The 21,319-nt window shown below is 66.9% G+C and carries 16 protein-coding genes and 6 pseudogenes; 12 read left to right on the forward strand and 10 right to left on the reverse strand.

All coding sequences use genetic code 11. The features are described from left to right. Positions 1-58: 58 nt before the first annotated feature. Positions 59-691: a TetR/AcrR family transcriptional regulator gene (locus FGD71_RS08195; protein WP_119099726.1), complete on the reverse strand. Its 633-nt coding sequence runs from the start codon at positions 689-691 to the stop codon at positions 59-61. Positions 692-1,328: 637 nt separating this feature from the next. Here FGD71_RS08195 and FGD71_RS08200 point away from each other — a divergent pair. Beyond that, complete coding sequence (locus FGD71_RS08200) at positions 1,329-1,940, forward strand: DUF4328 domain-containing protein (RefSeq protein WP_162931066.1); 612 nt, start codon at positions 1,329-1,331, stop codon at positions 1,938-1,940. A 695-nt stretch (positions 1,941-2,635) separates the two neighbouring features. On the opposite strand, the pseudogene FGD71_RS08205 reads toward FGD71_RS08200, so the two are convergent. Then, positions 2,636-2,997: pseudogene (locus tag FGD71_RS08205) on the reverse strand (transposase); the annotation flags it as partial. A gap of 339 nt (positions 2,998-3,336) precedes the next feature. Then, complete coding sequence (locus FGD71_RS08210) at positions 3,337-4,821, reverse strand: LysR substrate-binding domain-containing protein (RefSeq protein WP_420878257.1); 1,485 nt, start codon at positions 4,819-4,821, stop codon at positions 3,337-3,339. Positions 4,822-5,311: 490 nt separating this feature from the next. Between FGD71_RS08210 and FGD71_RS08220 the strand changes: the two genes are divergently transcribed. The 7 genes and pseudogenes from FGD71_RS08220 to FGD71_RS50085 all read left to right on the forward strand — a co-directional run. Further along, positions 5,312-6,562, forward strand: coding sequence for a branched-chain amino acid ABC transporter permease (locus FGD71_RS08220; protein WP_162931067.1), 1,251 nt, complete (start codon positions 5,312-5,314; stop codon positions 6,560-6,562). Positions 6,563-6,566: 4 nt separating this feature from the next. Continuing rightward, positions 6,567-7,547, forward strand: coding sequence for a branched-chain amino acid ABC transporter permease (locus FGD71_RS08225; protein ID WP_119099730.1), 981 nt, complete (start codon positions 6,567-6,569; stop codon positions 7,545-7,547). After that, positions 7,537-8,568 (forward strand): ABC transporter ATP-binding protein, encoded by a 1,032-nt coding sequence (locus tag FGD71_RS08230; protein ID WP_205571105.1) that lies wholly within the window; start codon positions 7,537-7,539, stop codon positions 8,566-8,568. Before FGD71_RS08225 ends, FGD71_RS08230 begins: the two co-directional genes overlap by 11 nt. After that, positions 8,565-9,449: an ABC transporter ATP-binding protein gene (locus FGD71_RS08235; RefSeq protein WP_119099731.1), complete on the forward strand. Its 885-nt coding sequence runs from the start codon at positions 8,565-8,567 to the stop codon at positions 9,447-9,449. Before FGD71_RS08230 ends, FGD71_RS08235 begins: the two co-directional genes overlap by 4 nt. A 122-nt stretch (positions 9,450-9,571) precedes the next feature. Next, positions 9,572-10,882: an ABC transporter substrate-binding protein gene (locus tag FGD71_RS47925; RefSeq protein ID WP_205571106.1), complete on the forward strand. Its 1,311-nt coding sequence runs from the start codon at positions 9,572-9,574 to the stop codon at positions 10,880-10,882. A gap of 95 nt (positions 10,883-10,977) precedes the next feature. Continuing rightward, positions 10,978-12,210, forward strand: a complete 1,233-nt coding sequence (locus tag FGD71_RS08245) for a MalY/PatB family protein (RefSeq protein ID WP_119099732.1) — start codon at positions 10,978-10,980, stop codon at positions 12,208-12,210. Between the two features lie 65 nt (positions 12,211-12,275). Further along, a pseudogene (locus tag FGD71_RS50085) lies at positions 12,276-12,406 on the forward strand (site-specific integrase); the annotation flags it as partial. 33 nt (positions 12,407-12,439) lie between these two features. Here FGD71_RS50085 and FGD71_RS08250 read toward each other — a convergent pair. Beyond that, positions 12,440-13,129, reverse strand: a complete 690-nt coding sequence (locus tag FGD71_RS08250) for a cysteine hydrolase family protein (protein WP_119099733.1) — start codon at positions 13,127-13,129, stop codon at positions 12,440-12,442. A gap of 55 nt (positions 13,130-13,184) precedes the next feature. On the opposite strand from FGD71_RS08250, the gene FGD71_RS08255 reads away from it, so the two are divergent. Together FGD71_RS08255 and FGD71_RS08260 are read left to right on the forward strand one after the other, a co-directional pair. Continuing rightward, positions 13,185-13,697, forward strand: coding sequence for a PadR family transcriptional regulator (locus FGD71_RS08255; protein WP_162931068.1), 513 nt, complete (start codon positions 13,185-13,187; stop codon positions 13,695-13,697). Between the two features lie 67 nt (positions 13,698-13,764). After that, a pseudogene (locus FGD71_RS08260) lies at positions 13,765-13,950 on the forward strand (IS630 family transposase); the annotation flags it as partial. 96 nt (positions 13,951-14,046) lie between these two features. Here FGD71_RS08260 and FGD71_RS08265 read toward each other — a convergent pair. From FGD71_RS08265 to FGD71_RS08275, 3 genes and pseudogenes are all read right to left on the reverse strand, one after another. Then, positions 14,047-15,225: a DSD1 family PLP-dependent enzyme gene (locus FGD71_RS08265; protein WP_119099735.1), complete on the reverse strand. Its 1,179-nt coding sequence runs from the start codon at positions 15,223-15,225 to the stop codon at positions 14,047-14,049. Further along, positions 15,222-16,304: pseudogene (locus FGD71_RS08270) on the reverse strand (ornithine cyclodeaminase family protein). Before FGD71_RS08270 ends, FGD71_RS08265 begins: the two are co-directional and overlap by 4 nt. Beyond that, the gene (locus tag FGD71_RS08275; protein WP_119099781.1) at positions 16,237-16,839 is read right to left on the reverse strand and encodes a helix-turn-helix transcriptional regulator; all 603 of its coding nucleotides are present in this window, start codon (positions 16,837-16,839) and stop codon (positions 16,237-16,239) included. The pseudogene FGD71_RS08270 and the gene FGD71_RS08275 overlap by 68 nt, the downstream one beginning before the upstream one ends. A gap of 744 nt (positions 16,840-17,583) precedes the next feature. Here FGD71_RS08275 and FGD71_RS48555 point away from each other — a divergent pair. After that, positions 17,584-17,717, forward strand: a pseudogene (locus FGD71_RS48555) (IS5/IS1182 family transposase); the annotation flags it as partial. Between the two features lie 13 nt (positions 17,718-17,730). Here the strand turns inward: FGD71_RS48555 and FGD71_RS08285 are convergent. The 3 genes and pseudogenes from FGD71_RS08285 to FGD71_RS08300 all read right to left on the reverse strand — a co-directional run bounded on the left by FGD71_RS08285 (position 17,731) and on the right by FGD71_RS08300 (position 20,252). Further along, positions 17,731-18,230 (reverse strand): annotated as a pseudogene (locus FGD71_RS08285) (GNAT family N-acetyltransferase). A 393-nt stretch (positions 18,231-18,623) separates the two neighbouring features. Further along, a complete protein-coding gene (locus tag FGD71_RS08290) occupies positions 18,624-19,013 on the reverse strand; it encodes a hypothetical protein (protein WP_119099736.1) in 390 nt (129 codons plus the stop codon). A 435-nt stretch (positions 19,014-19,448) separates the two neighbouring features. Next, positions 19,449-20,252: an EamA family transporter gene (locus FGD71_RS08300; RefSeq protein WP_420878260.1), complete on the reverse strand. Its 804-nt coding sequence runs from the start codon at positions 20,250-20,252 to the stop codon at positions 19,449-19,451. A 182-nt stretch (positions 20,253-20,434) separates the two neighbouring features. Between FGD71_RS08300 and FGD71_RS08305 the strand changes: the two genes are divergently transcribed. After that, entirely contained in the window at positions 20,435-21,289 is an 855-nt protein-coding gene (locus tag FGD71_RS08305; protein ID WP_119099738.1) for a LysR family transcriptional regulator, read from the forward strand. Positions 21,290-21,319: the final 30 nt, after the last annotated feature.

Consider the following 21,319-nt stretch of genomic DNA (forward strand, 5'->3'; position numbering starts at 1 on the left):
TGGCCGCGCGTAGGCGAGTGATCTGCCGGAGTCAGCGTCCGCTGGACTCTCCAGGCACCTAAGAGTCTTTGCGTCTAGCCTGTTCCAGACCATCGACGAGCAAGTCCAGGCCGAACCGGAACTCCTCGTGCAGTGGTACGGAGGTCAGCTCGTCGGCTGCGGCCGTCGTGGCCGGATAGGTGGCGGGGTCCAGGGAGTGGTAATAGTCCCGCAGCTGCACCTGGTCCTCGGGGCGTGGTGTTCCGGGGCCGTGCTGCTGGATGGCGAAGCCGATCACGTAGTGGCCGATGGCGGTGAAGGTGCGGGCGGCCAGGCCGACCGAGAACCCGTGGCTCAGGAGCAGTGTGATGAGCCGTTCCCTGGCGCGGAGTCCGTTGGGGCCGACGGGAACCTGGGCCGCCAGCAAGGGCACCGCATGAGGGTGTCGGCGCAGGGTGTCGTAGAAAGTCTCCGCGGCGGCGGCCACGGCTTCCCGCCAGGACAGGCTGTCCAACTCCTCGGGCGGGATTCCGACCTCGCCCAGGATTCTGTCGGCCACGAGGGCGAGGAGTTCGTCCTTGCCGTTGAAGTGGCGGTAGAGCGTTGCCGTGCCCGAGTCCAGGGCGTCGGCGAGCATGCGCAGGGTCAGTGCCTGGATCCCGACTTCGTCGATGAGCTTCAGGGCGGTGTCGATGATCCGGCCTACGTCCATCGGGGGGCGTCCGCGCCGGTACGCAGGGGCCGGTTTCCGGCTCGCCCACCAGGCAGGACTGCCCGGCGCCGCCGGAGTCTCCGAAGCCATGAAGCGGTCATCCTTTCAGCGGCCGATCTCCGCATGCGTGCGTCGAGAAAAGGGTATTTTTCGGCTCCAGAGTATCCGTTAACGACCCCCGGCTCGGTCTCCAAGAGCCCGGGCCGTTGCCTACGGGCCGGATCTCGACCAGGCGATGGAGCCTGTATCTCCAAGTCTTTCGTCAGTTTGCTCGGCCTCAAGGTTGTCGGGCCCCTGCCCTCGTCCGGTGAACCCAGCGCGGGGACGGCAGCGTGACCGACGGACGTGCCCTGCGGCGCGCTACGTGCAGCGGGCAGAAGTGAGGAAGCCGGCCGCGGCCAAAGACATGCCTCCGGCGGGGGCGCTCAGGCTCCGAGATGGAGGGGGCGCCGTTCGCGAGTGCCGGCAGACGGGATGGGAGCTGGGGAGGGTGGTGGGGAGGGCCGTGACTTCCGCTCGCCTGAATAGCTAAGATCCCTTGCGACCTGCGGAAAGTCCGCACAAGCGGGCCTCCCGGAGGTACGGAATGTGTGGAAAAGCGGCGTCGCCGGGCGGGCTCGCCCGGTGGACGTGCGGAATGCTCGCCTGCTTCGCGTTGGTGACTGTGGCGACCGAGGTAGCAGGCTGGCACAGGTACCAGGTGCTACTGGCACTAGCGCTGAAGCGGTCGGATGAAGGCGAGGCGTTGGTCAGAGCCGACATGTGGTTCGGGAATCTGACTGGGTGGTGGCAGGCGACGTTCCTCGCGACCATGCTGCTGTTCATCCTCTGGCTCGACAGCATGCGTTCACTCGCGGACACGGTTTGGCCCCAAGGGCAGCGCCGCCACCGTGCTTGGGTGCTCTTCGGCTGGCTGGTTCCACTGGGACAGCTGTTCATACCGAAGATGTTCATCAACGACCTGTGGGCTGCCGCCCAGCCAGCGATGCGACGCCGTCGCGGCAACCCTCTGCTCACCATTTGGTGGCTCACCGTACTCGCCGCAGGCGCCTGGGCCACGGACGGCTACTCGGCTCTGAAGCAGGCTGCCACAGCGGGCGAGGCCCGCCAGGCGCTGCGGCATGTGATGCTCAGCGACGGTCTGCGCATCGGAGCCGCCGCGCTAACCATCGCCGTCGTCTGGCGGCTGAGCGGCTTGCTGCACCACGCGAAGGACAGCGAAGCCTCGGCGGATGCGCACAGTAGCTAGGCGCGTGCCCCTTGCGTGCCCGAACGAGCGGGAAACCGCGGGGAACAGCGGTCGCTCACGGACACCGGCAACGGCGAAGGCCCCCGACTGACTTGGCTGGTCAGGGGCCGTTCATCTGCGGTGGGTGTGGGTTTTGAACCCACGGTGACATAGCTGCCACGACGGTTTTCAAGATCGTCTGCAGTTCCGAAGATGTGCCAGAGTTGCCATCCAGCGGCCTCCGCCCCGTAATCATGGGCACAAGACAGCCCGCTCGTACCACTCTGCCGGGAAGCGATCGCGGTACGAACGGGCCCTAGACGCCTTGGAGGCATCAGTCATGAGTCTGGCCCCATCCCCGCATGCTGTGTCGAACCCCATGGTTCCGCTCTGGGTAATCACCGTGATCATCGTCGTCGTGGCGTTGCCCTCCACCAACACCGCCTTTGACGCCTGGGCGAATGCAGTCGCTGTCTCATCAGCTCTCGTTGGCGGCAGGTCGTTTCAACTCAAGCCGCTCTCGCTCTGTCTTGCTGACCGGTGGCACCCTGTACAGCAGCGAAGCGCGGCAACCGCCGTGACCACAGCCGCCCAGTAACCACGCCAACGAAATGGCCCGAGCCGACTCCGCCTGACATCTACGGCTGACATCAACGACAGCCGGACATCAGCGGAACAGTACGGGCCTAAGGGTTGTCCCGTAAATGATCTTCGAGTTGTCTCGAGGCGTTGTGTTCCTCTTTCCAGGCCGAGAGTTCGGCCTGGCCGCGCTCGCGACGGTGGGGGATGACCAGGCCGGTGCCCCGGTAGCCGCCGTCCGCGATCACAGTCGTCTTGCCGACGGTGTCCTTCGCACCGGAGACAGCTCCCATGCCTTGCGGTCGTTGCGATTTCCGGGCAGCAGCCGGCCGACGGCGACGATCAGCCGGGTGTCGGCGTCGATGACGACCTGGTGGTTGGTCGAGTAGCGGTAGTTCTTCGACTGCTCAGCGACGGTGTGGTCACGGGTGGAGATGAGGGTGCCGTCCACGATCAGCACGGCGCCCTTACGGAACCGCTTACGGGGCTGCAGCGCGAGTGTCGCCCTCGGTGATGCTCGTAGGCCCGAAGCACCGCTTCCGCCTGCGCGGCGATCGACGAACCGCCGTACTTCGCCCTGCCGAAGGGGGCGAAGACACGCACCGTCGACATGCCCTCCTCCGTGGCCGAAGAATTGAAGCATCACGTCGAAATGTTCCCGCCGGTGGAGGTAGCGGATGCGCGCACCTCCTTGACCAGAGGGTTGGCATCGCCTTGACTGCTACAGCCCCGTTTCAACACCCGTCTCCATGACTGGCTCAACGCACCCCGATCGCGTGAGTCATGAACCACCGTCATCCTGAGGCCCCGTCAACGGCACCGTGATAGTCCTCGGGCGTCAACTCCGGGTCAGATCCCGTGCACTGCGGCTGATTCGGTCGAGCGCGACGCGGGCAGCAACGACGGCCGGGTGGTCGTGGCTGCCAGTGCGGGTAGCGATGAGGACGCGCCGAGCGTTCGGCGGCGTCAGCTCGGTAAGTGTCACTGTAGGAGCGTGGACGCCCCAGGCAAGTTTGGGTAGGAATCCGACCGCCTGCCCGGCTTCGATCAATCGCACATGGAAGGTGAGGTCGGTCGACTGGTAGCGAACGTGGGGTTCAAAGCCGGCTTGGCGGCAGACAGCGCTGGCCCAGCGCCTGGCGGCATTGCCCTCGGGTTCCATGACCCAAGGCAGGTGTGCGAGAGCTGCGAGTTGCGGCGGCTCGCCGTCCGGTGGGGTGGCTAGAAGTAGAGGATCCTCGAGGAGAAGCTGAGTGTGCAGGCCGCTCAGCGCCGACGGCGGCTCTCCCGGGTACTCCTCGGCGATGACCAGGTCGAATTCGTGCGCGACAAGCGCCCGCAGCGGTGTGCGTTCGTTCTCCTGATGCACGTGGACGCGAAGCTGCGGATGCTCGCGCTGAAGCAGCTCTACGGCAGGCAGGACCAGAGTCTTAGCCGCAGTCTGAAAGGTTGCAATCCGCAGGTCCCCCTCGAGCACAGTCTTAGCCCGGGCGATATCGGCCTCAGCCTGCTCGAGCCGGTCCAAGATCACCTCGATATGCCCGACCAGCATCTCCGCCGCGGGCGTCAGACGGACCCGGCGTCCCATAGGTTCCAGGAGCGGGACGCCCACCTCGGTCTCCAGCTGCGAAAGCTGCGAAGAGATGGTCGAAGGACTGTACGAGAGGGCCGAAGCCACAGCTGCAAGGGTGCCGCGGTGCTTGAGTTCGCGCAGCAACCGAAGCCGGTGAAGGTCGTACATCACGCACCAATCGCCGCCCGTGACCACCGATTCGTCGCTTGAGATAACCAATCGTACGCGAAAACATGTGCTGCCCCGCATTGAGGCACCGCGAGACTGCCTCGTCCTGCGGTATGTCCAACGAGCACGTGGGTCGTGGTCAACCTTCGTTTGAGCAGGTCGGGTGAAGGGTGAAGACGCTTGGACGAGGCTGGTGACGCGGGGGGTATTGCGCGCAGTTGACTTCCTGCTGGCTTGCGGAGAGCCGCTCCCAGCGGCCGCGGCAGGGCAGCCGTACGGTGCCTCCGGCGCCTTGGCGGTGCCCTTGCGGCGTCGCCGGTTGACGCCCCACGTCCAGTCGTCGCCCACGGAGGAGTAGCCGTGGAAGTAGGCGACGCCGTGGGTGCGGTGGTAGGTCGCCGGCAGGCCGTCGGGCTGGCTCTGCTTCGCCCAGCACGAGTCGGCGGTGGGCCGGATCCCAAGGGGCCCGAATTCGTCGTAGGCGAACCGGTGGATCACATCGCGCACGGTGTCCTCGTCGGCCTGCACCAGCTGGGCGATTACCGGAACACGGTCCCCGCCCGCCGGGACCGGCAGCATCATCGCGCGCCGGTGACGCACCGAACTCGTGCTGCCGGCGCGCGATCTGGTGCAGCTTCTGCCCCTCCTGGGACAGGCTCAGCCACCGCGCCCCCACCGGTCGGACGTCACCGCACATCCAACCGCCACGACCAACCACCAACCCGGCGAACCTACGCGGTCACAGCACTGGATGGTTTCTGCCCAGTGATTGGTCGAAAATACCGATGAGTGCGCATCGATAACGACGACTGGACCGGACAATGGGGGGCGCATAGCATTCCAGAACCGCGAGAATCGGCCACCCCGAGATGTGCGGTACGGCCGACGCAGCCCGCGGCTCATTGGTATCGGTCGTCGGTCTCCCCACGCTGTCGTCGCTGCCTGCTGGCCCCCTGCCGCAGGCCGATCAGATATCCCGCCACGCGATTTCGGAGAGGCCATGACACCACCCCGTGCACGTTGGCGCGTACGCCGCCATCCTGCTTGCCTGTCACTACTGCGGGGATCGGTCATGCTCGTGATCGCCCTGCTCGCCGTCGTGGCAGTGGGCGCTCCGACGTACGCGGCCGGTGATCGGACCGTGCAGGGAACGTTGCGCAACTCTGCAGACAACAACGCGCCGGTCGCTGGGGTGAAGATCAGTGCCCAGACCAGTACAGGGAAGACCTACACGGGCGTTAGCAACGACCAAGGCCGGTTCGTGATCACTGTGCCCGGCAGCGACTCGGGCACCTTGACCGTCACATTGGACACCAAAACGCTTCCCGATGCTGTGCAGATCCGCGACGGAGCGTCGAACACCTTGCGGCCAACGGGCAGCTTGAGCACGATCACCGTCAACTTCCCCCTCGGTCCCGATACCCGTCAAGTGTCGACAGCGTGGGACCAGGTCCCCCAACTGCTCTACAACGGCCTGCTGTTCGGCCTGGTGCTGTCATTGGGGGCTCTTGGCCTGTCCATGGTGTTCGGCACGACGGGACTGTCGAACTTCTCCCACGGCGAACTGGTGACCTTCGGGGCATTCGCCACCTATCTCGGCAACCGGGTCGTAGGGCTGCCGATCGTCGTGGCGGTGGCGGTGGCGGTAGTGCTGTCGGCACTGTTCGGCTACCTGAACGACAAGGGTTTGTGGGGTCCACTCAGACGCCGCGGAACGGGACTGATCGCCATGATGATCGTCTCGATCGGTCTGCAGTTCCTTCTCCGGAACTTCTACCAGTACTTCACAGGTGGCCGCGCCTTGACCTACCGCGAATACGTCACGCCCGCCGGCCGAGACGCCTTCGGCTTGTTCACCTATACCAATCGAGATGTTGTCGTCATCTCGATCAGTCTGCTTGCGCTCGTCGCGGTCACTCTTGCTTTGCAGTTCACCCGGCTCGGTCGCGCCACGCGCGCGGTGTCGGACAATCCGGCCCTGGCCTCTGCGACGGGGATCAACGTCGGTCGTGTCATAGCCACGGTGTGGATCGTGGGCACCGCGCTGGCGGGACTGAGCGGGGCGTTCCTGGGATTCTCCCAATCGGTGACCTACCAACTGGGAGCGCAGGTACTGCTGTTGGTCTTCGCCGCTACCTGCGTCGGAGGTCTGGGATCAGTGTGGGGCGCGATGATCGGCTCGATCATCATCGGGCTGTTCGTGGAGACCTCAACCTTGGTCATCCCATCGGAACTCAAGTTCGCGGGCGCGATGGTTCTGCTGGTGCTGGTCCTGCTCGTCCGACCACAAGGCCTGCTCGGCCGCGCCGAGAGGATCGGGTGAGGACATGGACATCATCGGCGCCCTCACGGGGGCACTGCACGACGGTTTCGGCTATCTGGCCGTCTCGTTCTGCTTGGCTGCGATCGGTTTGAACATTCAGTTCGGCTACGCCGGGCTGGTCAACTTCGGTCAGGCCGCCTTCTTGTCGGTAGGCGGTTACGTCATGGGCGCGGCGATCGCCACAAGCGGGGTTCCCACCGTCCTCGCGATTCTGCTCGCGATCGCCTTCACCGTGGCGTTGGCGTTGATATTGGGTATCCCGACCCTGCGTCTTAGGGCGGATTACCTGGCGATCGTCACCATCGCGGCGGCAGAGATCCTACGACTTGTGTTCGGGACGTCGTTCCGGACGTACTTTCACGGCAAGGACGGTGTGACCGGCTTTACCGCCGGGTTCCGAAGCCTCAACCCGCTGCCGAACTACGACGGCTTCTTCCTGACCTACAGCCGGGAGGAGCTGTGGACAGTCATGGTCGGCTGGGGTTTGGTCATCATGATCAGTCTGCTCACCTGGGCCCTGATGCGATCACCGTGGGGAAGGGTTCTTCGGGGCATCCGTGAAGACGAGGACGCGATGCGGTCTCTGGGCAAGAACGTCTACGGCTACAAGATCCAGGCCCTCATCCTCGGTGGAGTGGTGGGATGCGTCGGAGGCTTCGTGGGCGCGTTCGGGGCCGCTTCGGTCCAGGCCGACACGTTCAACCTGGACTTCACCTTCATCGCCTTGACCATGCTCATCCTGGGTGGCGCCGCTCGGGTCCTTGGTCCGGTCGTCGGCGCGGTGATGTTCTGGGCGATCCTGTCGTTCCTCGGATCGGTCTTGACTCAGTTGGCGAGCTACCCGGTCGTGGCCCAGTTCATGAACGCCGACCAAGCGTCAACCATCCGGCTGATGTTGGTCGGATTGGTGCTGATGCTGCTGATGATCTACCGGCCGCAAGGCATCTTCGGTGATCGAAGGGAGATCGCGCTCGATGCCCACTGACAACTTCCCCAATGACCACCTCTCCTCGGGCGCCGCACGCAAGGACGTCTCCGCTGCCGGTGATACGTCCCAGCCAAGGGTTCCCGACCCCGGCGCCGGGGAGAACAAATCGATGCACGAGTGCCGGACTGCCTTGCAGTTGGTGCCGCATGAGGCTGGCGCTGCCAAACCCGACCCCATTGTGGTCGTGAACGGAATCCGCCGCACCTTCGGCGGCCTCACCGCGGTCGACGTGGAACATCTCGAAATCCAACGTGGGGTCATCACCGCCTTGATCGGACCCAACGGTGCGGGCAAGACCACGTTCTTCAACCTGCTCACCGGCTTCGATCAACCCGATGCCGGTTCCTGGTCCTTCGACGGGGCACCGCTCAAAGGCAAGGCAGCCTACAAAGTGGCACGCCTCGGCATGGTCCGGACCTTCCAGCTGACCAGAGTGCTCTCGAAACTGACGGTACTGGAGAACATGCGGATGGGCGCCACAGGTCAGCGTGGCGAACGCCTGTGGGCCGCCGCGCTCCCCGCCCTGTGGCGGGCGCAGGAACGAGACATCACCGACCGGGCCAGAGACCTGCTGAAGCGGTTCAAGCTCGACGCCAAGGAGGCAGACTTCGCCGGGTCCCTGTCAGGCGGCCAGAGAAAGCTGCTCGAGATGGCGCGAGCGCTCATGGTCGAACCGAAGCTGGTCATGCTCGACGAACCCATGGCCGGCGTCAACCCAGCGCTGAAGCAGTCCCTGCTCGGGCATGTGAAGTCGCTGCGGGATCAGGGAATGAGCGTCCTGTTCGTCGAACACGACATGGACATGGTGCGAGAGATCTCCGACTGGGTGGTCGTCATGGCCCAGGGCAAGGTAATCGCCGAGGGACCCCCCACATCCATCATGTCCGACGAACGTGTCATCGATGCCTACCTCGGAGCTCGCCACGACACCGACATCAGCGAGCTCGAACGCGTAATCCAGGTCGAGCACACGCACGACCACGCCGAGCAGAGGGCCGACCGGGAGGTCCCGAGATGACTTCTGCCCATCACGGCCCATCGGACTCCCAGGTCACCGATCAGGGCGAGATCGTGGCTGAAACCGACCCCAACGCCCCAAAGATCGACGAGGCAGCTCGGACAAGGCATCTGCAGGCGGCCGAGGGCGCAACCCTTCGCGCCGACAATCTGATCGCCGGGTACCTCCCCGGAGTCAACATCTTGAATGGCGCCGATCTGTACTGCCAACCCGGCGAGTTGGTCGGCATCATCGGACCCAACGGCGCCGGCAAGTCGACACTGCTCAAAGCACTCTTCGGGCTGGTCAAGATCACCACCGGGACGGTTCGCTTGCGGGGCGAGGAGGTCACGAACCAGCGCGCCGACGCACTGGTATCCCAAGGGATCGGCTTCGTACCGCAAACCAACAACATTTTCCCCTCGCTCACCATCGAGGAAAACCTGCAGATGGGGTGCTACCAGAACCCCAAGAAGTTCGCCCCCCGGTTCGCGTTCGTGACCGAGCTGTTCCCTGCGCTGGGCCGGCGCCGCAAGCAACGGGCCGGACAATTGTCAGGCGGTGAGCGGCAGATGGTGGCTATGGGCCGGGCTCTGATGATGGAACCCTCCGTGTTGTTGCTCGACGAACCCTCAGCGGGCCTGTCCCCGGCGATGCAGGACGAGGTGTTTGTCCAGACCCGAGCCATCAACCGCACCGGTGTGTCGGTCGTCATGGTCGAGCAGAACGCACGCCGCTGCCTGCAGATCTGCGACCGCGGATACGTCCTCGACCAAGGACGCAATGCCCACACCGGGTCCGGACAGTCGCTGGCCCGTGACCCCAGGGTGATCGAGCTGTATCTCGGCACCTTGGCCAAGGCCGCCCAGGCAGACAGCACACCTGCCGACAGGCGGAACTAGGACCCCGACCACACATCTTCGCCGGTCGAATTCTCCCCTCGCGTCCACTCCTGACACCCGCCACGGCACGGTCGTGCACCACACCAAGAGCGCAACAGTCATCACCCACACCTGGAGGTCCCATGTCGCTCCCGCGACGCATCATATGTATCGCCGTTTCGGCCTCCGCCGCGCTGGCAACCGCCGCTTGCGGCTCCAACAGCAGTCCCACCCAAGCCGGCAGCGAGCCGCCGGCCAAAGCGGGCACCCAGCTCTACTTCGTAGACGGCAACACGGCCGACTATTCCAGTGATTTCGAGCCGGGCACTCTCAACGGTGTGCGCGCCACCCTGCCCGGCGGCAAGATCGGCGACGAGTTCCGGCAGAGGATCCTCAAGATCAACAGCAAGGTGAAGGACTTCACCTACGCTCCGGAGGCCTACGACGCCACGATCCTCTCTGCCCTGGCTGCGGTCGCCGCCAAGAAGGACTCCGGCAAGGCGATCGCCGAGAAGGAGATCGGCATCACCAGGGACGGGACAAAATGCACCAGCTTCAAGCAGTGCGCCGACCTACTCGCCGACGGAACGGACATCGACTACGACGGTGCCTCTGGCCCGATCGAGATGAACTCGACAGGAAGCCCGTCCGCGGCGACCGTCGGCATCTACCAATTCGGGCAGGACAACAACTACAAGAATGTCCGCTACATCAACGGCACCACCCCGGACCAAGCCAACATCCGAGCCGACCAGAAGGTCAGCGGCCCCATCCCCAAGGGGGACGGCACCCTAACGTTTGGCACCCTGCTCCCTGCCACCGGGGACAGCTCCTTCCTCGGCGCCCCGCAGTTCGCCGGCGTGGACCTCGCCATTGATGAAATCAACAAGGCCGGGGGCGTGCTGGGCAAAGATGTGAAGCAGTTGAAGGGCGACTCCGGTGACGGGTCGCCGAACATCGCGCCATCCGAGACCGACAAACTGCTCCGCGGTGGCGCCGACGTCATCATCGGCGCCGCTTCCTCGTCGGTGTCGCTGTCGGTCATCGACAAGATCACCGGTGCTGGCGTCGTCCAGATATCGGCCGGAAACACCTCGACCGCATTCGACACCTACCCCGACCACGGCATGTACTTCCGCACGGCCCCCTCCGACGTCCTGCAGGGGCAGGTGATGGCCCAGACCATCAGCGAGGACGGTCACAGCAACATCGCGATCCTCGCCCGACAGGACGCCTACGGAGAGGCATTGGCGAAGAACGTCCGCTCCTTCTACGAGGAGTCCGGCGGCAAAGTCGTCTCCTACGTCCTCTACGACGCGACCGCAGCCAACTACACGGCCGAGGTGGAGAAGGTGAAGGCCCAGCACCCGGACGCCATCGTGCTGATCTCGTTCGACGAGGCCAAAAAGATCGTCCCGGAACTCATCAAAGCCGGTATCGGCCAGAACGGCTGAGCCCGTACCTGGCCGGTGGTCGTGGCTCCGGATCCGCCCCGCGGCCACGACCACCCGGACTGCCGTATCGCCCGTGGAGTGGAGAAGGGTTTCGCATGACCACCAGGCCAACAAAAGCCATGCCTACCGCCACCGCAGAGCACGGTGCCGACCCCGATTTTGACACGGTGTACGACCGCGCCGCTTTCGGGTCAGCGAAATGGGCAAACCAGTGGGACGAATTTTCACCGCGTGTCCGGGGCGAGGATCTGCTGTCGCTATGGACGGCCGACATGGACTTCCGGGCACCGACGACCGTCATCGACCGCCTGCGCGCCGCTGCGGACCACGGTATCTACGGTTACACCCTGCGGGACCCGGAACACTTCCGGATCGTGCAGAACTGGTTCACCGTCAGACACGGCTGGACACCACCGGTGGAAACGCTCCTCCCGGCCCCCGCGATCATGTCCTCGGTCGCAGCGATCTTGCGCACCTTCACCGCCCCCGGAGACGGGGTGATCGTCCAATCACCGGTCTACTCGCCGAACTTCGAGGCCATTACCGGTAACCACCGGCGGCTGCTCGTGAACCGACTACGGCTCATCGACAACCGCTACGAGTTCGACCTCGACAACCTGGCCGAGCTGGCCGCATCCGGCGCAAAGGTGCTCTTGCTCTGCAACCCCCACAATCCCTCGGGCCGGAGCTGGACGGCCGACGAGTTGCTCGCCGTGAACGACATCTGTGCGCGCCACGACCTCCTGGTGATTTCCGACGAGATTCACTGCGACATCCGACTGAACGGTCGGCCCCACGTGGCCTACGCCTCGATCAGCAGCGACGCCGCCCGCCGAGCATTCATCTGCACTGCCCCCACGAAGACCTTCAACCTTGCCGGCCTGCCATCGGCCACACTCTCGGTTGCCGATCCATCCCTGCGCTCGGAACTGCTGAACGCCATGCGGGCATCGTTCATGATCAACGCGCACTACTTCGGTCGTCTCGCCTTAGAGACTGCCTACACCACGGGTGGTCCGTGGCTCGACCGGCTGACCGACTATCTCAAGGGCAACGTGGCCTTCGTGCACGAGTTCGTCCAAGAGCGGCTGCCCGAGATCACGCCGATGCCGCCGGACGCATCGTTCCTGGTCTGGTTGGAGGCTCGTGAGCTTGACGCTCGTGTGGGCGGGCTGCACCAGTTCCTTGTCGACCGGGCGGCTGTCAATCTCTACGACGGCCGGGTCTACGGCCCCGGAGGAGAGGGGTACGTCCGACTCAACGTCGGCTGCCCCCGGAAAGTGCTGACTGAGGCGCTCGAACGCATCGATCGTGCGCTGTCACGATAGCGCTCCTCGACCTCACCGCCACGAGTGACTGCCCGAATCGGGACCAGCGGTGGCGGGGGAGGGCGCCGGACTCCGAGACCCCCGACCGCTCGAAGATGGCCATCGACCGGCTGATCGCCCGCCGCAACGTCCACCTTCGGGAGAAGACGTTGTGGCGGATGCTCTACGAACGGTCGCACGGTCGGAGGAGATCCTCTCCTCGGCGTCAACAGGAACTAGTTGTGCCGCATCAGGCAACGTTCGCCCCGTCCCCATCATCTGGCGCGTGTGTGGCTGTGGTCAGTCGGTTCGTGATCTCTTCGGCGGTCAGCACGAGCGCGAATCCCTTGCGTAGGACGGCGAGTTCTGGTTCCTGCCGGGACTCGTCGTCAGTGGCCGTGACGTCGGATCCGACCACGACCTTGTACCCGCGTTCATATGCCTGCCGGGCGGTGGTGCCGCAGCAGTAGTTGGTGAGCGTTCCCGTGACGATGACCGTGTCGCGGGCGAGGTTACGCAGCATCGTGTCGAGCGGGGTGTCGTAGAACGCACCGTAGGAGGGCTTGCGGATCAGCGCCTCGTCGGGGCGGTGGCCCATCGGGGCCCAGACCTCGGCGGGGCCCGGCCGGCGCCAGTCGGTGTCGGCGTGCGGGAGGAACCGCAGGGCGTGTGGCCGGTCCAGTCCGAGATGCGTGTCGTCGAAAATGGTCCAGATCACCGGGACGGAGGCACCCCGGCATACCTCGACCAACTGCCGCAGCCGGGGCGCCATCCGGGTCGCCGCGGGCACCCAGTAGGGGCTCCATCTGGGCCGGACGAATTCGTCCTGCATGTCGATGACCAGCAGCGCCGTCCGCTCAGGTCGTACATCGAACGATGCCCGGCCGTGCTCGTAGGCGTCCCGTGCCTGAGCAGTCACCCACTCCTCGGTATACGTCATCTCCGCCTCCTGTATCGATTCGAGGTACCTCGTTTCGATGTGCGAGAGTAGCAGCATGCTCGAACTCGCGATCTTGGGATTCCTGGCCGAGGGGCCGCTGCACGGTTATCAACTGCGCCACCGGATAGCGCACTTGTCGGGTCATGCGCGGCCGATCAGTGATGGCAGCCTCTATCCGGCGATCAACCGGCTGGTCAATGCCGGGCTGCTGGAGCGGCGGACCGAACCGGGCGTCTCGGCCGCCCAGCGGCACACTCTGAGCTTGACCGACGTTGGCCGCTGCGATCTACTGCGGCGGCTCCGGGATGCCGACGGCCTGGACATCAGCGACAGCACCCGGTATTTCACGGTCCTGGCCTTCCTTTCCCAGCTTCCCGACACCGCTGACCAGCACGCGGTACTGCGGCGGCGGCTGGGATTCCTGGAACAGCCCGCGAGCTTCTTCCACGATGGTGACCGCCCACTGGGCGCCGAGGACACCGGCGACCCCTACCGCCGCGGCATGCTCATCGTCGCCCGCGCTACCAGCCGCGCGGAACGGTCCTGGCTGCGGGAGGTCCTGGCCTGACGCCGCGTCGGCAGACCCCTCGCCCGTCCACAGCCCGGACACTCGCCGTTCCCGTGAGACTGTGCTGATGGCAGAGCGGGTACGCGTTCGCGAGATCGATGGCGACGAGGGGCAGCGCCTGCCGCGGATCATCCGTAGGGGCACCGGTTCGGTGGTGACCTGGCGGCGGGCACAGATGGCGCTGTTATCCGCGCAGAGTATGCCCGTGGCAAAGATCGCCGAGGTGACGTTCACCAGCCCAGACCGGGTCCGGATCCACCCCAAGATCGCCGTCAAGTACGTGCACCCGGACAAGGGCCTGCCCCGCATTCGCTGACCGGGCGGCCGGCCCCCTCGTCACGTCGGTTGGTCACCAGCCGGTGACGCGTTCCCAGATGGTTTGAATCGCCGGTGCGGTGTTCGTGGTCCGGGCGCCGTCGATGACGTGGTAGCCGTGGTGCTGAGCGGCGGTGGCGCAGGCGTGATTGGGCAGGATGCGCAGGCGAGTGCCGACGGGCAGGTCGGGCAGGTGGGCGCTGTCCCGGGCGGTGAGGGTGCCGTGTTCCTGGCTTGCGCCCGTCATGACCAGGCCCGGGATGAGGTTGCCGTCCAGGTCGGTGACCAGGCCGTAGCCCTGGTCCTGCGCCTGGACGGCCGTGCCGCGGTCGCGGGACATGGCCATCCAGCCGCCGTCGGTGATGATCCACCCGTACTCGCGGCGGTGGCCGATGACGGTGACGACGACCGACAGGGCGAGGTCCTCGATGCGGCAGACGCCGAGGCCGGCCATCACCAGGTCGAAGAAGACGTAGTTCCCCGCGCGCAGTTCGGTGACGCCGGTGAGGTCCTCGGCTGCGTGGGCGGTGGGGGTGGAGCCGACGCTGACGGTGGCCACGGGCAGGCCGGCCGCGCGCAGCCGTTCGGCCGCGGCGACGGCGATGTCGCGTTCGTTCTTCGCCGCCAGGCACTGTTCCTCGACGGTGTAGGCGAAGTACGACTCGCCCGCGTGGGCCAGCACACCGTCCAGACAGCCGGCGTCGTACAGGATGCGGCCGATCTCAGGGAGCGTGGGGGCATCGGGCTTGAGGCCGCCGCGGTGGCCGTCGCAGTCGATCTCGATCTGAGTGGGGATGGGAAGGCCGGCCCGGCGGGAGGCTTCGGCGACGAACTCCGCCTGCTCGGCGCTGTCCAGCAGGATGCGCAGGGTGACACCGCGGCGCAGCAGCGCGAGGACGCGCGGGAGTTTGTGGGGGTCGATGCCGACGGCGTAGGTGATGTCGGTGTAGCCGCCGTCGGCGAACGCCTCGGCCTCGGCAAGGGTGGAGACAGTGACCGGGCAGGGTGTGTCGTCGTGCAGGAGGCCGGCGACGTCGAGGCTCTTGGCCGTCTTCACGTGGGGGCGCAGGGCCACCCCGAGCCGGTCGGCCCTGGCTGCCAGTCGTTCGATGTTGCGCCGGCTCTTGTGGACGTCGACGACGGCGAACGGGGTGTCGGGGTCGGCCAGAGTCCGGGCGGCGCTCGGGCTGGCGGCGTTTGCGGGGATGTTCACGGGGAGATGTCCATCTTCTTCAGAAGGGCCAGGCCCAAATACAGGTCCTGCAATCCGATTCCGGAGCTGTCGAAGACCGTGATGTCGTTGTCGTCGATGCGTCCCGCGGCGTGGTGGGTGAGAAGCTCGCCGAGCGGGGTCAGGACCGTCCCCGCAGGGGCGTGCTGGCTTTCGCCCATGCGGCGAGCCTGCTCGGGCAGGTCGCAGAAGACGCGGGCGCGGCTGAACAGTTCGGGCGGGAGTTCCCGCTTGCCGGGGACGTCCGCGCCCATGCAGGAGATGTCCGTACCGGGCCGGACCCACGCGGCCTCGAACAGTGGTGGGGTGTCGGCCGTGGCGGTGGTGGCGGTGACGATCACATCGGCCCGGGCGCAGGCTTCTTCGGCGCCGACGCGACGGGCGTCGTGTCCTTCTGCGGCCAGTGCCGCGGTCATCTGCTCGGCACGCTCGGCGGTGCGTCCCACAACCAGGACCTCGCCGATGGGCCGGATGCGGCTGACGGCCCCCACCTCTTAGGCCGCCTGGTGTCCGGTGCCGAAGACCGCCAGCGTGGTGGTGTCGGCACGGGTCAGCAGGTCGACGGCGAGGGCGTCGGCCGCAGCGGTGCGGTAGGCGTTCGCGGTGCCGACCTCCAGGACGGCCGCGATCCTGCCGATCGTCTGGTCGAAGAGCAGCAGGGTGGAGTGATGGCGCGGCAGCCCGTGCTCCGCGTTGCCCGGCCAGTAGGTACCGATCTTCACCCCGGCGTGCGTCGCGGACGCCGACGGCTTGAGGGTGAACCGGTTGCGCGGGTCGGACCCGTGCACGGCCAGACTGGGAAAGGCCGTGCCGTCCACCGTCGCGGCGAAGGCGGCACGGGCCGCTTCAAGGGCCAGGTCCTCGTCCACGAGCGCTGCGGTCTGCTCTTCAGTGATGTGCAGCAGGCGGCGCGCAGCCGGTGGCCGGCCGGAGCCGGACGAGGGAGCGGGAACGGGGTCGGTGGTCGATCCGGCGGCGGTCACGAGCGGCCCTTCACTTCGTGTAGTTGTAGACGGTCGCCCGGGACACGCCAAGCAGGTCCGCGATGGTCTGCGCGGCATCGCGCGAGTCGAAGTAGCCGTCCTGGTGCAGCTGCCGTACGAGTGCCTTCTTGTCCTCCCTGCTCAGCGACCGGGGGGTCGCGGCGCGCTCCACGGCCAGTTCCTCCACTGCCTGGCGCAGCTCGCGCGCGTTGCGGTCCCGCAGGGTTTCCAGGGCCTGCTCGCGGTGCTCGGTCTCCGTGGCCACGAGGTTCGACAACGCGAGCGTCACCGGTGACAGCACCGAGACGTCGAGGTTCAGGCAGAGCGCCGCGATGTACTCGCCGGCGGCATTCTTGATCCCGATGGACGTGCTCTTGGCCGGGCGGCCGTCGGGGAACTGGTTGGGGTAGTTCTGGATGACGCTGGGGTAGCCGGGATCCTCAATGCGGGCCAGGCCCAGCTCTGTGACGGAGTCCCCGACCTTGCGGCCGGAGAGGTTGTTCTCGATCGCCCGGATCGCATGCTGCGGATCCCGCAGGTCGTGCAGAACCACCTCGCACAGGCCCGGGAACATGCGACCCAGCGCAACAGCGATCTTCTCGGCCTCACGGATGAGGTGCTCATCCGCCTCGGCCTGGGCCGCGGCACCGACGCCCTCGTGTTCGTCCCTCTCCGCACCATCAACGACGCGTTCCACGGGGCCCCTTTCCGAACCTGGATTAGATCTGCATTCCATCTTTAGACAATGAGCCTAAGGAGTCTTCCCGGTGGTTGTCCAGCGGGCCAATCAGCTGGCGAGGGGCCCCGGACGCGGGCGTGGCGATATCGCCAGCCAGATCGCCATCACCGCGACCAGCGCATGACTGTGGTTCGGCCCTCGTGTCACAGCGGCATGTCGTACGCGGCAGGTGTCAGGGCCGTCGGTTCGAGCAGGGATCCCGTGTCGTGCCGGCGCGCCGGGCCGCCGCCGACAGCGGAGCCTGGCACGCCCGTCGGCCCGGGGATCTCAGGGCGGCAGGTGGACCAAACTGCCACCCCGGTTACTTGCTCGGGCCCTCGGAGCTGAGGTCGCCGCCCAGAACGCTGGCGCCCCGGCCGCCGAAGGGGGAGTGGAAGCCGAGGCCGTAGCCGTTGGCACCGATGGGTGGTGCCGGTGTGCATACAGCGGGCGATGGCCCGTCGCCACCGCCACCGCCACTGCCTCGCGGGCGCCCGCGGCGAAGGCGTCCAGTGGTGCGCGGTGGTCGTGCTGCGCCGGTTCGTCCACATGAAACGCGGTCACTCCCAGCCGGACGTAACGCTCGGACGTGAGCCAGAGCCGGCCGAGGACCCGCCGGGTGTTGTGGCCGTTGGCGGGAAGCGCAACACCGTTGAACTCGCGGTGAACAGACTCAGACACTTCAGAGCCGTCGCCACCCGCTTTGGCAAGCGCGGCCATGTCTTCCTTGTTGCCGCGACCGCAGCCGCCCTCGTCTCTGGCTCCGTGCGTGATCGACCGGCCGCCTCAGTAGCCGTGGACGTGGACGTGGACGTGGACGTGCAAGTGCATGTCGTGTCGGCCGTCGTCATGCAAGGCGGCGCTGCGCTTGGTGCCTTCCAGGAGGTAACCGCATTTTGCGGCGACCCCGCACGAGGCTTCGTTCCGTGTCGAGTGGTCCAGCTCCAGACGGTGGAAGCCGATCTCGCCCACGGCCCAGGCACTCAGCGCCGTGAGGGCTTGGGAGGCCACGCCAATGCCGCGAGCCGACGGAAGCACCCAGTAGGCGACGTTGGCGATGCCGTCGTCAAAGTCCAGGCCACGCAAGGCGATTCGGCCAAGCACCTCGCCGCTGTTGCCGGTGATCGCCCAGTGTCCGCGTCCTGGTAAGCGAAAAGGAACACTGGCGCGTCGCCCCGTTCCCAAGCGCGCAGGAGCAAGCCCTGAGCCGTGGGGAGCACCGGTTGAGGAGCGGCTGCGAGTGAGCCGGAGGTAATGACGGGCGGCGTCGACAGAGCGCGGGTCATTGGGCATGATCGCCCGACGGTGGCCAACACACGTCAAGGTCACCGGCACGGCCGAGAAATGCCCTGTGTATCAGCCTCAGGGCAGCGTGGGGGTGAGCGGACAGCCTGCGTGCCGTGGGCGCGGGCCGACGGTGCGGGAACTGCTGAGACAAGGGCAGGCCACCGCGCAAGTCTCCCTGGTGAACGGGCAGTTCAACCGGAGGAGTGCACGATGGGCCCGTGGTGATGGAGGCGTGCGTGCACGGGGTCTCCCGGGGTCTCCACCACTCGGTCGATGACCTGGTCAAAGCCCTGGACACCGACGAAAGCGGACGTGGTGCGACAGTGCGGAAGTGCTGAGGCTTGCACCGTGGCAGCAGCCGCCAGTCGCCGTCTGACATACAGGAACACTGTTCACCGGCGCCAGGGGTCGGGGACCTGGTCCTGGGGTTCTGGCGGGTCGGTCCGGTTCTGCTGCGGCCATGCGGTGTCCAGGATCAGCTCCGCCATCCGGAACACCAGCTGGAACCGTGGCTGATCCGACCGGCCGTAGAGGCAGACGTAGTACGACGAGCCGTCGGCGTACCGGAAGACTTCGCGCCGTAGGATCTTGCGGATCGCGAACTCCGGCTCCTCGGTGCACGCCGCCTTGTACAAGGCGGCCTCCGCCTGCTCCCTTGTGCCGTGGAGTCTGGCGAGAGTCCGTGTCGCATTCTCGGTGTCGACTGTCTCCACGGTGATCATCCACAAAGCCATACCCGTCCCCCGATAGGCGCATGTGACGGCGAGCGCGCACGTCGTCATGGGGGAATCATGGGCCGGGAGCGGGCATCTGTACAGGACTGTCTGACGGGGTCCCGGTCCCTGCCCGCACCCGTCCCCTTCACGCGTCTCCTCCTCACACCCCTACGGCCTGACCGGCGCGATGTTCGCCCAGGACCGGGCCGCCGTCGAGCAGGCCGGCGCGGCGCTGCGCTACACGGCCGGCAACTTCTACGTCACGACAAGCCCCCGGCCCGGTCGTCGGCCAACAGCCCTTCGGCAGCGCCCGCGCCTGCGGGACCAACGACCAAGGCCGGCACGGTGTGGAACCTCATCCGGTTGGCCAGCCCGCGGACGACGAAGGAGAACCACCTGCCCGCCACCGACAACCGTTATCCGCACCTGGACGCCTGAGGGGCCTGCGCATGGGCAACACACCCATGTCATGCGCGAGGTGCGTCGCCCTGTGGCCTGTCCTCAGCCGCGCCGCGTGAGGATGCTGAGCGAGTTGGCGGCGACGATGGCGCCGACGCTTGCCCACTCCGTCCAGCCCAGGTTCTGGCCGAGGATGATCCAGCCTGCCAGGGCGGCGAGGACGGGGTTGACGCTCATGAAGAGCCCGAACGCCTGGGCCGGTACGCGCCGCAGCGTGAACAGGTCGGCGAGGTACGGCACTGCCGAGGAGAGCACACCGGCGGCGACGGCGTAGCCGACGGCCCCCACGGTCGGCGGCTGCCGGAGGACGAGGACGATGCCGACCGGCAGGAACATCAGAGCGGAGGCCGCGGCAGCGGCCGCCGAGCCCTGGGCCCCCGGGATGCGGCGGCCGACGGTGCGGTTGAGCAGGATGTACGAGGCCCAGCATGCGGCGGCGAGCAGGCCCAGACCCATGCCGACGTAGTCGGCGGAGGACTGCGGTCGCATCAGTGTGATGACGCCCGCCGCGGCGATCACCGCACAGCAGGCGTCCACGCGGCGGCGCGCGGCGGTCAGGGCGATGGCCAGCGGGCCGAGGAATTCCAGGGTCACCGCCAGCCCGAGGCCGATGCGGTCGATGGCTGTGTAGAGGGACAGGTTCATCGTCCCGAAGACCAGCGCCAGCAGCAGTACCGGCCACCACTGCCGCGCGGTGAAGCTCCGCAGCTTGGGCCGGCCGACGGCGAGCAGCACGAGCGCGGCGACGTACTGGCGGACAGCGACGACGCCGACCGGCCCGAGGACCGGGAAGGCGAGGGAGCCGATCGCGGCGCCGGTCTGGTTGGACACGCCGCTGCCGACCATCGTGGCCACACCGGCGAGACGTCCCTGGGTAGGGCGCGGGTCCGGTAGCGGTGCCGGGCGTGCGGGAGTTGCGGGACGGACGGGGACTGGGGCAGGTGCGGGTGCGGCTCGCATGTCTTGATCGTGGGCCGGGCGGGTCCTTGCGCAAAATGCGTACCGCATTCGATCTATACGCTGGGGTTATGGATGTGGAGCTACGGCAGTTGCGCTGTCTCGTCGCGATCGTCGACGAGGGCGGCTTCACCGACGCGGCCATCGCGCTCGGTGTCTCCCAGGCTGCCGTGTCACGGACGCTGGCCTCGCTCGAACGCGCCCTGGGCGTACGCCTGTTGCGGCGCACCTCCCGTGAGGTGAAGCCGACCGCGATGGGACTGCGGGTGGTGGCGCAGGCCCGGCGGGTGCTCGGTGAGGTGTCCGACCTGGTCCAGGAGGCCACCTCCGGCCACACTCGTCTACGGGTCGGCTACGCATGGTCGGCGCTCGGCCGCCACACGCCCGCCTTCCAGCGCCGCTGGGCCCAGGCCCACCCCGAGACGGACCTGCACCTGGTCCGCGTCAACTCCGCGACCGCCGGCCTGGCGGAAGGAACCTGCGACCTTGCGGTCGTGCGCAGGCCACTGGACGATCGCCGATTCGACTCCGCCATCGTCGGGCTGGAGCGGCGGCTCTGCGCACTCGCCACCGACGACACCCTGGCGAGGCGCCGCTCGATCCGGCTCGACGACATCGGCGGACGCACCCTGCTGGTCGACCGACGCACCGGCACCACGACCACCGACCTGTGGCCGCCGGACGCCCGCCCGGTCACCGAGGAGACGCACGACGTCGACGACTGGCTCAACGTGATCTCCACCGGCCGCGGCATCGGCGTGACGGCGGAGTCCACCGCCCACCAGTACCCGCGACCCGGCATCGCCTACCGGCCGGTGCGTGACGCCGAGCCCATCGCCGTACGTCTCGCGTGGTGGCGGGGCGACGCGCACCCCGCCACCCAGGCGGCAATCGAACTGCTCACCACCCTCTACCGCAACGGCTGACCGGCCCTACGCGAGCACCACCAGCCCGCG

The organism is Streptomyces sporangiiformans (assembly GCF_005768555.2).
GTDB classification, from domain to species: domain Bacteria; phylum Actinomycetota; class Actinomycetes; order Streptomycetales; family Streptomycetaceae; genus Streptomyces; species Streptomyces sporangiiformans.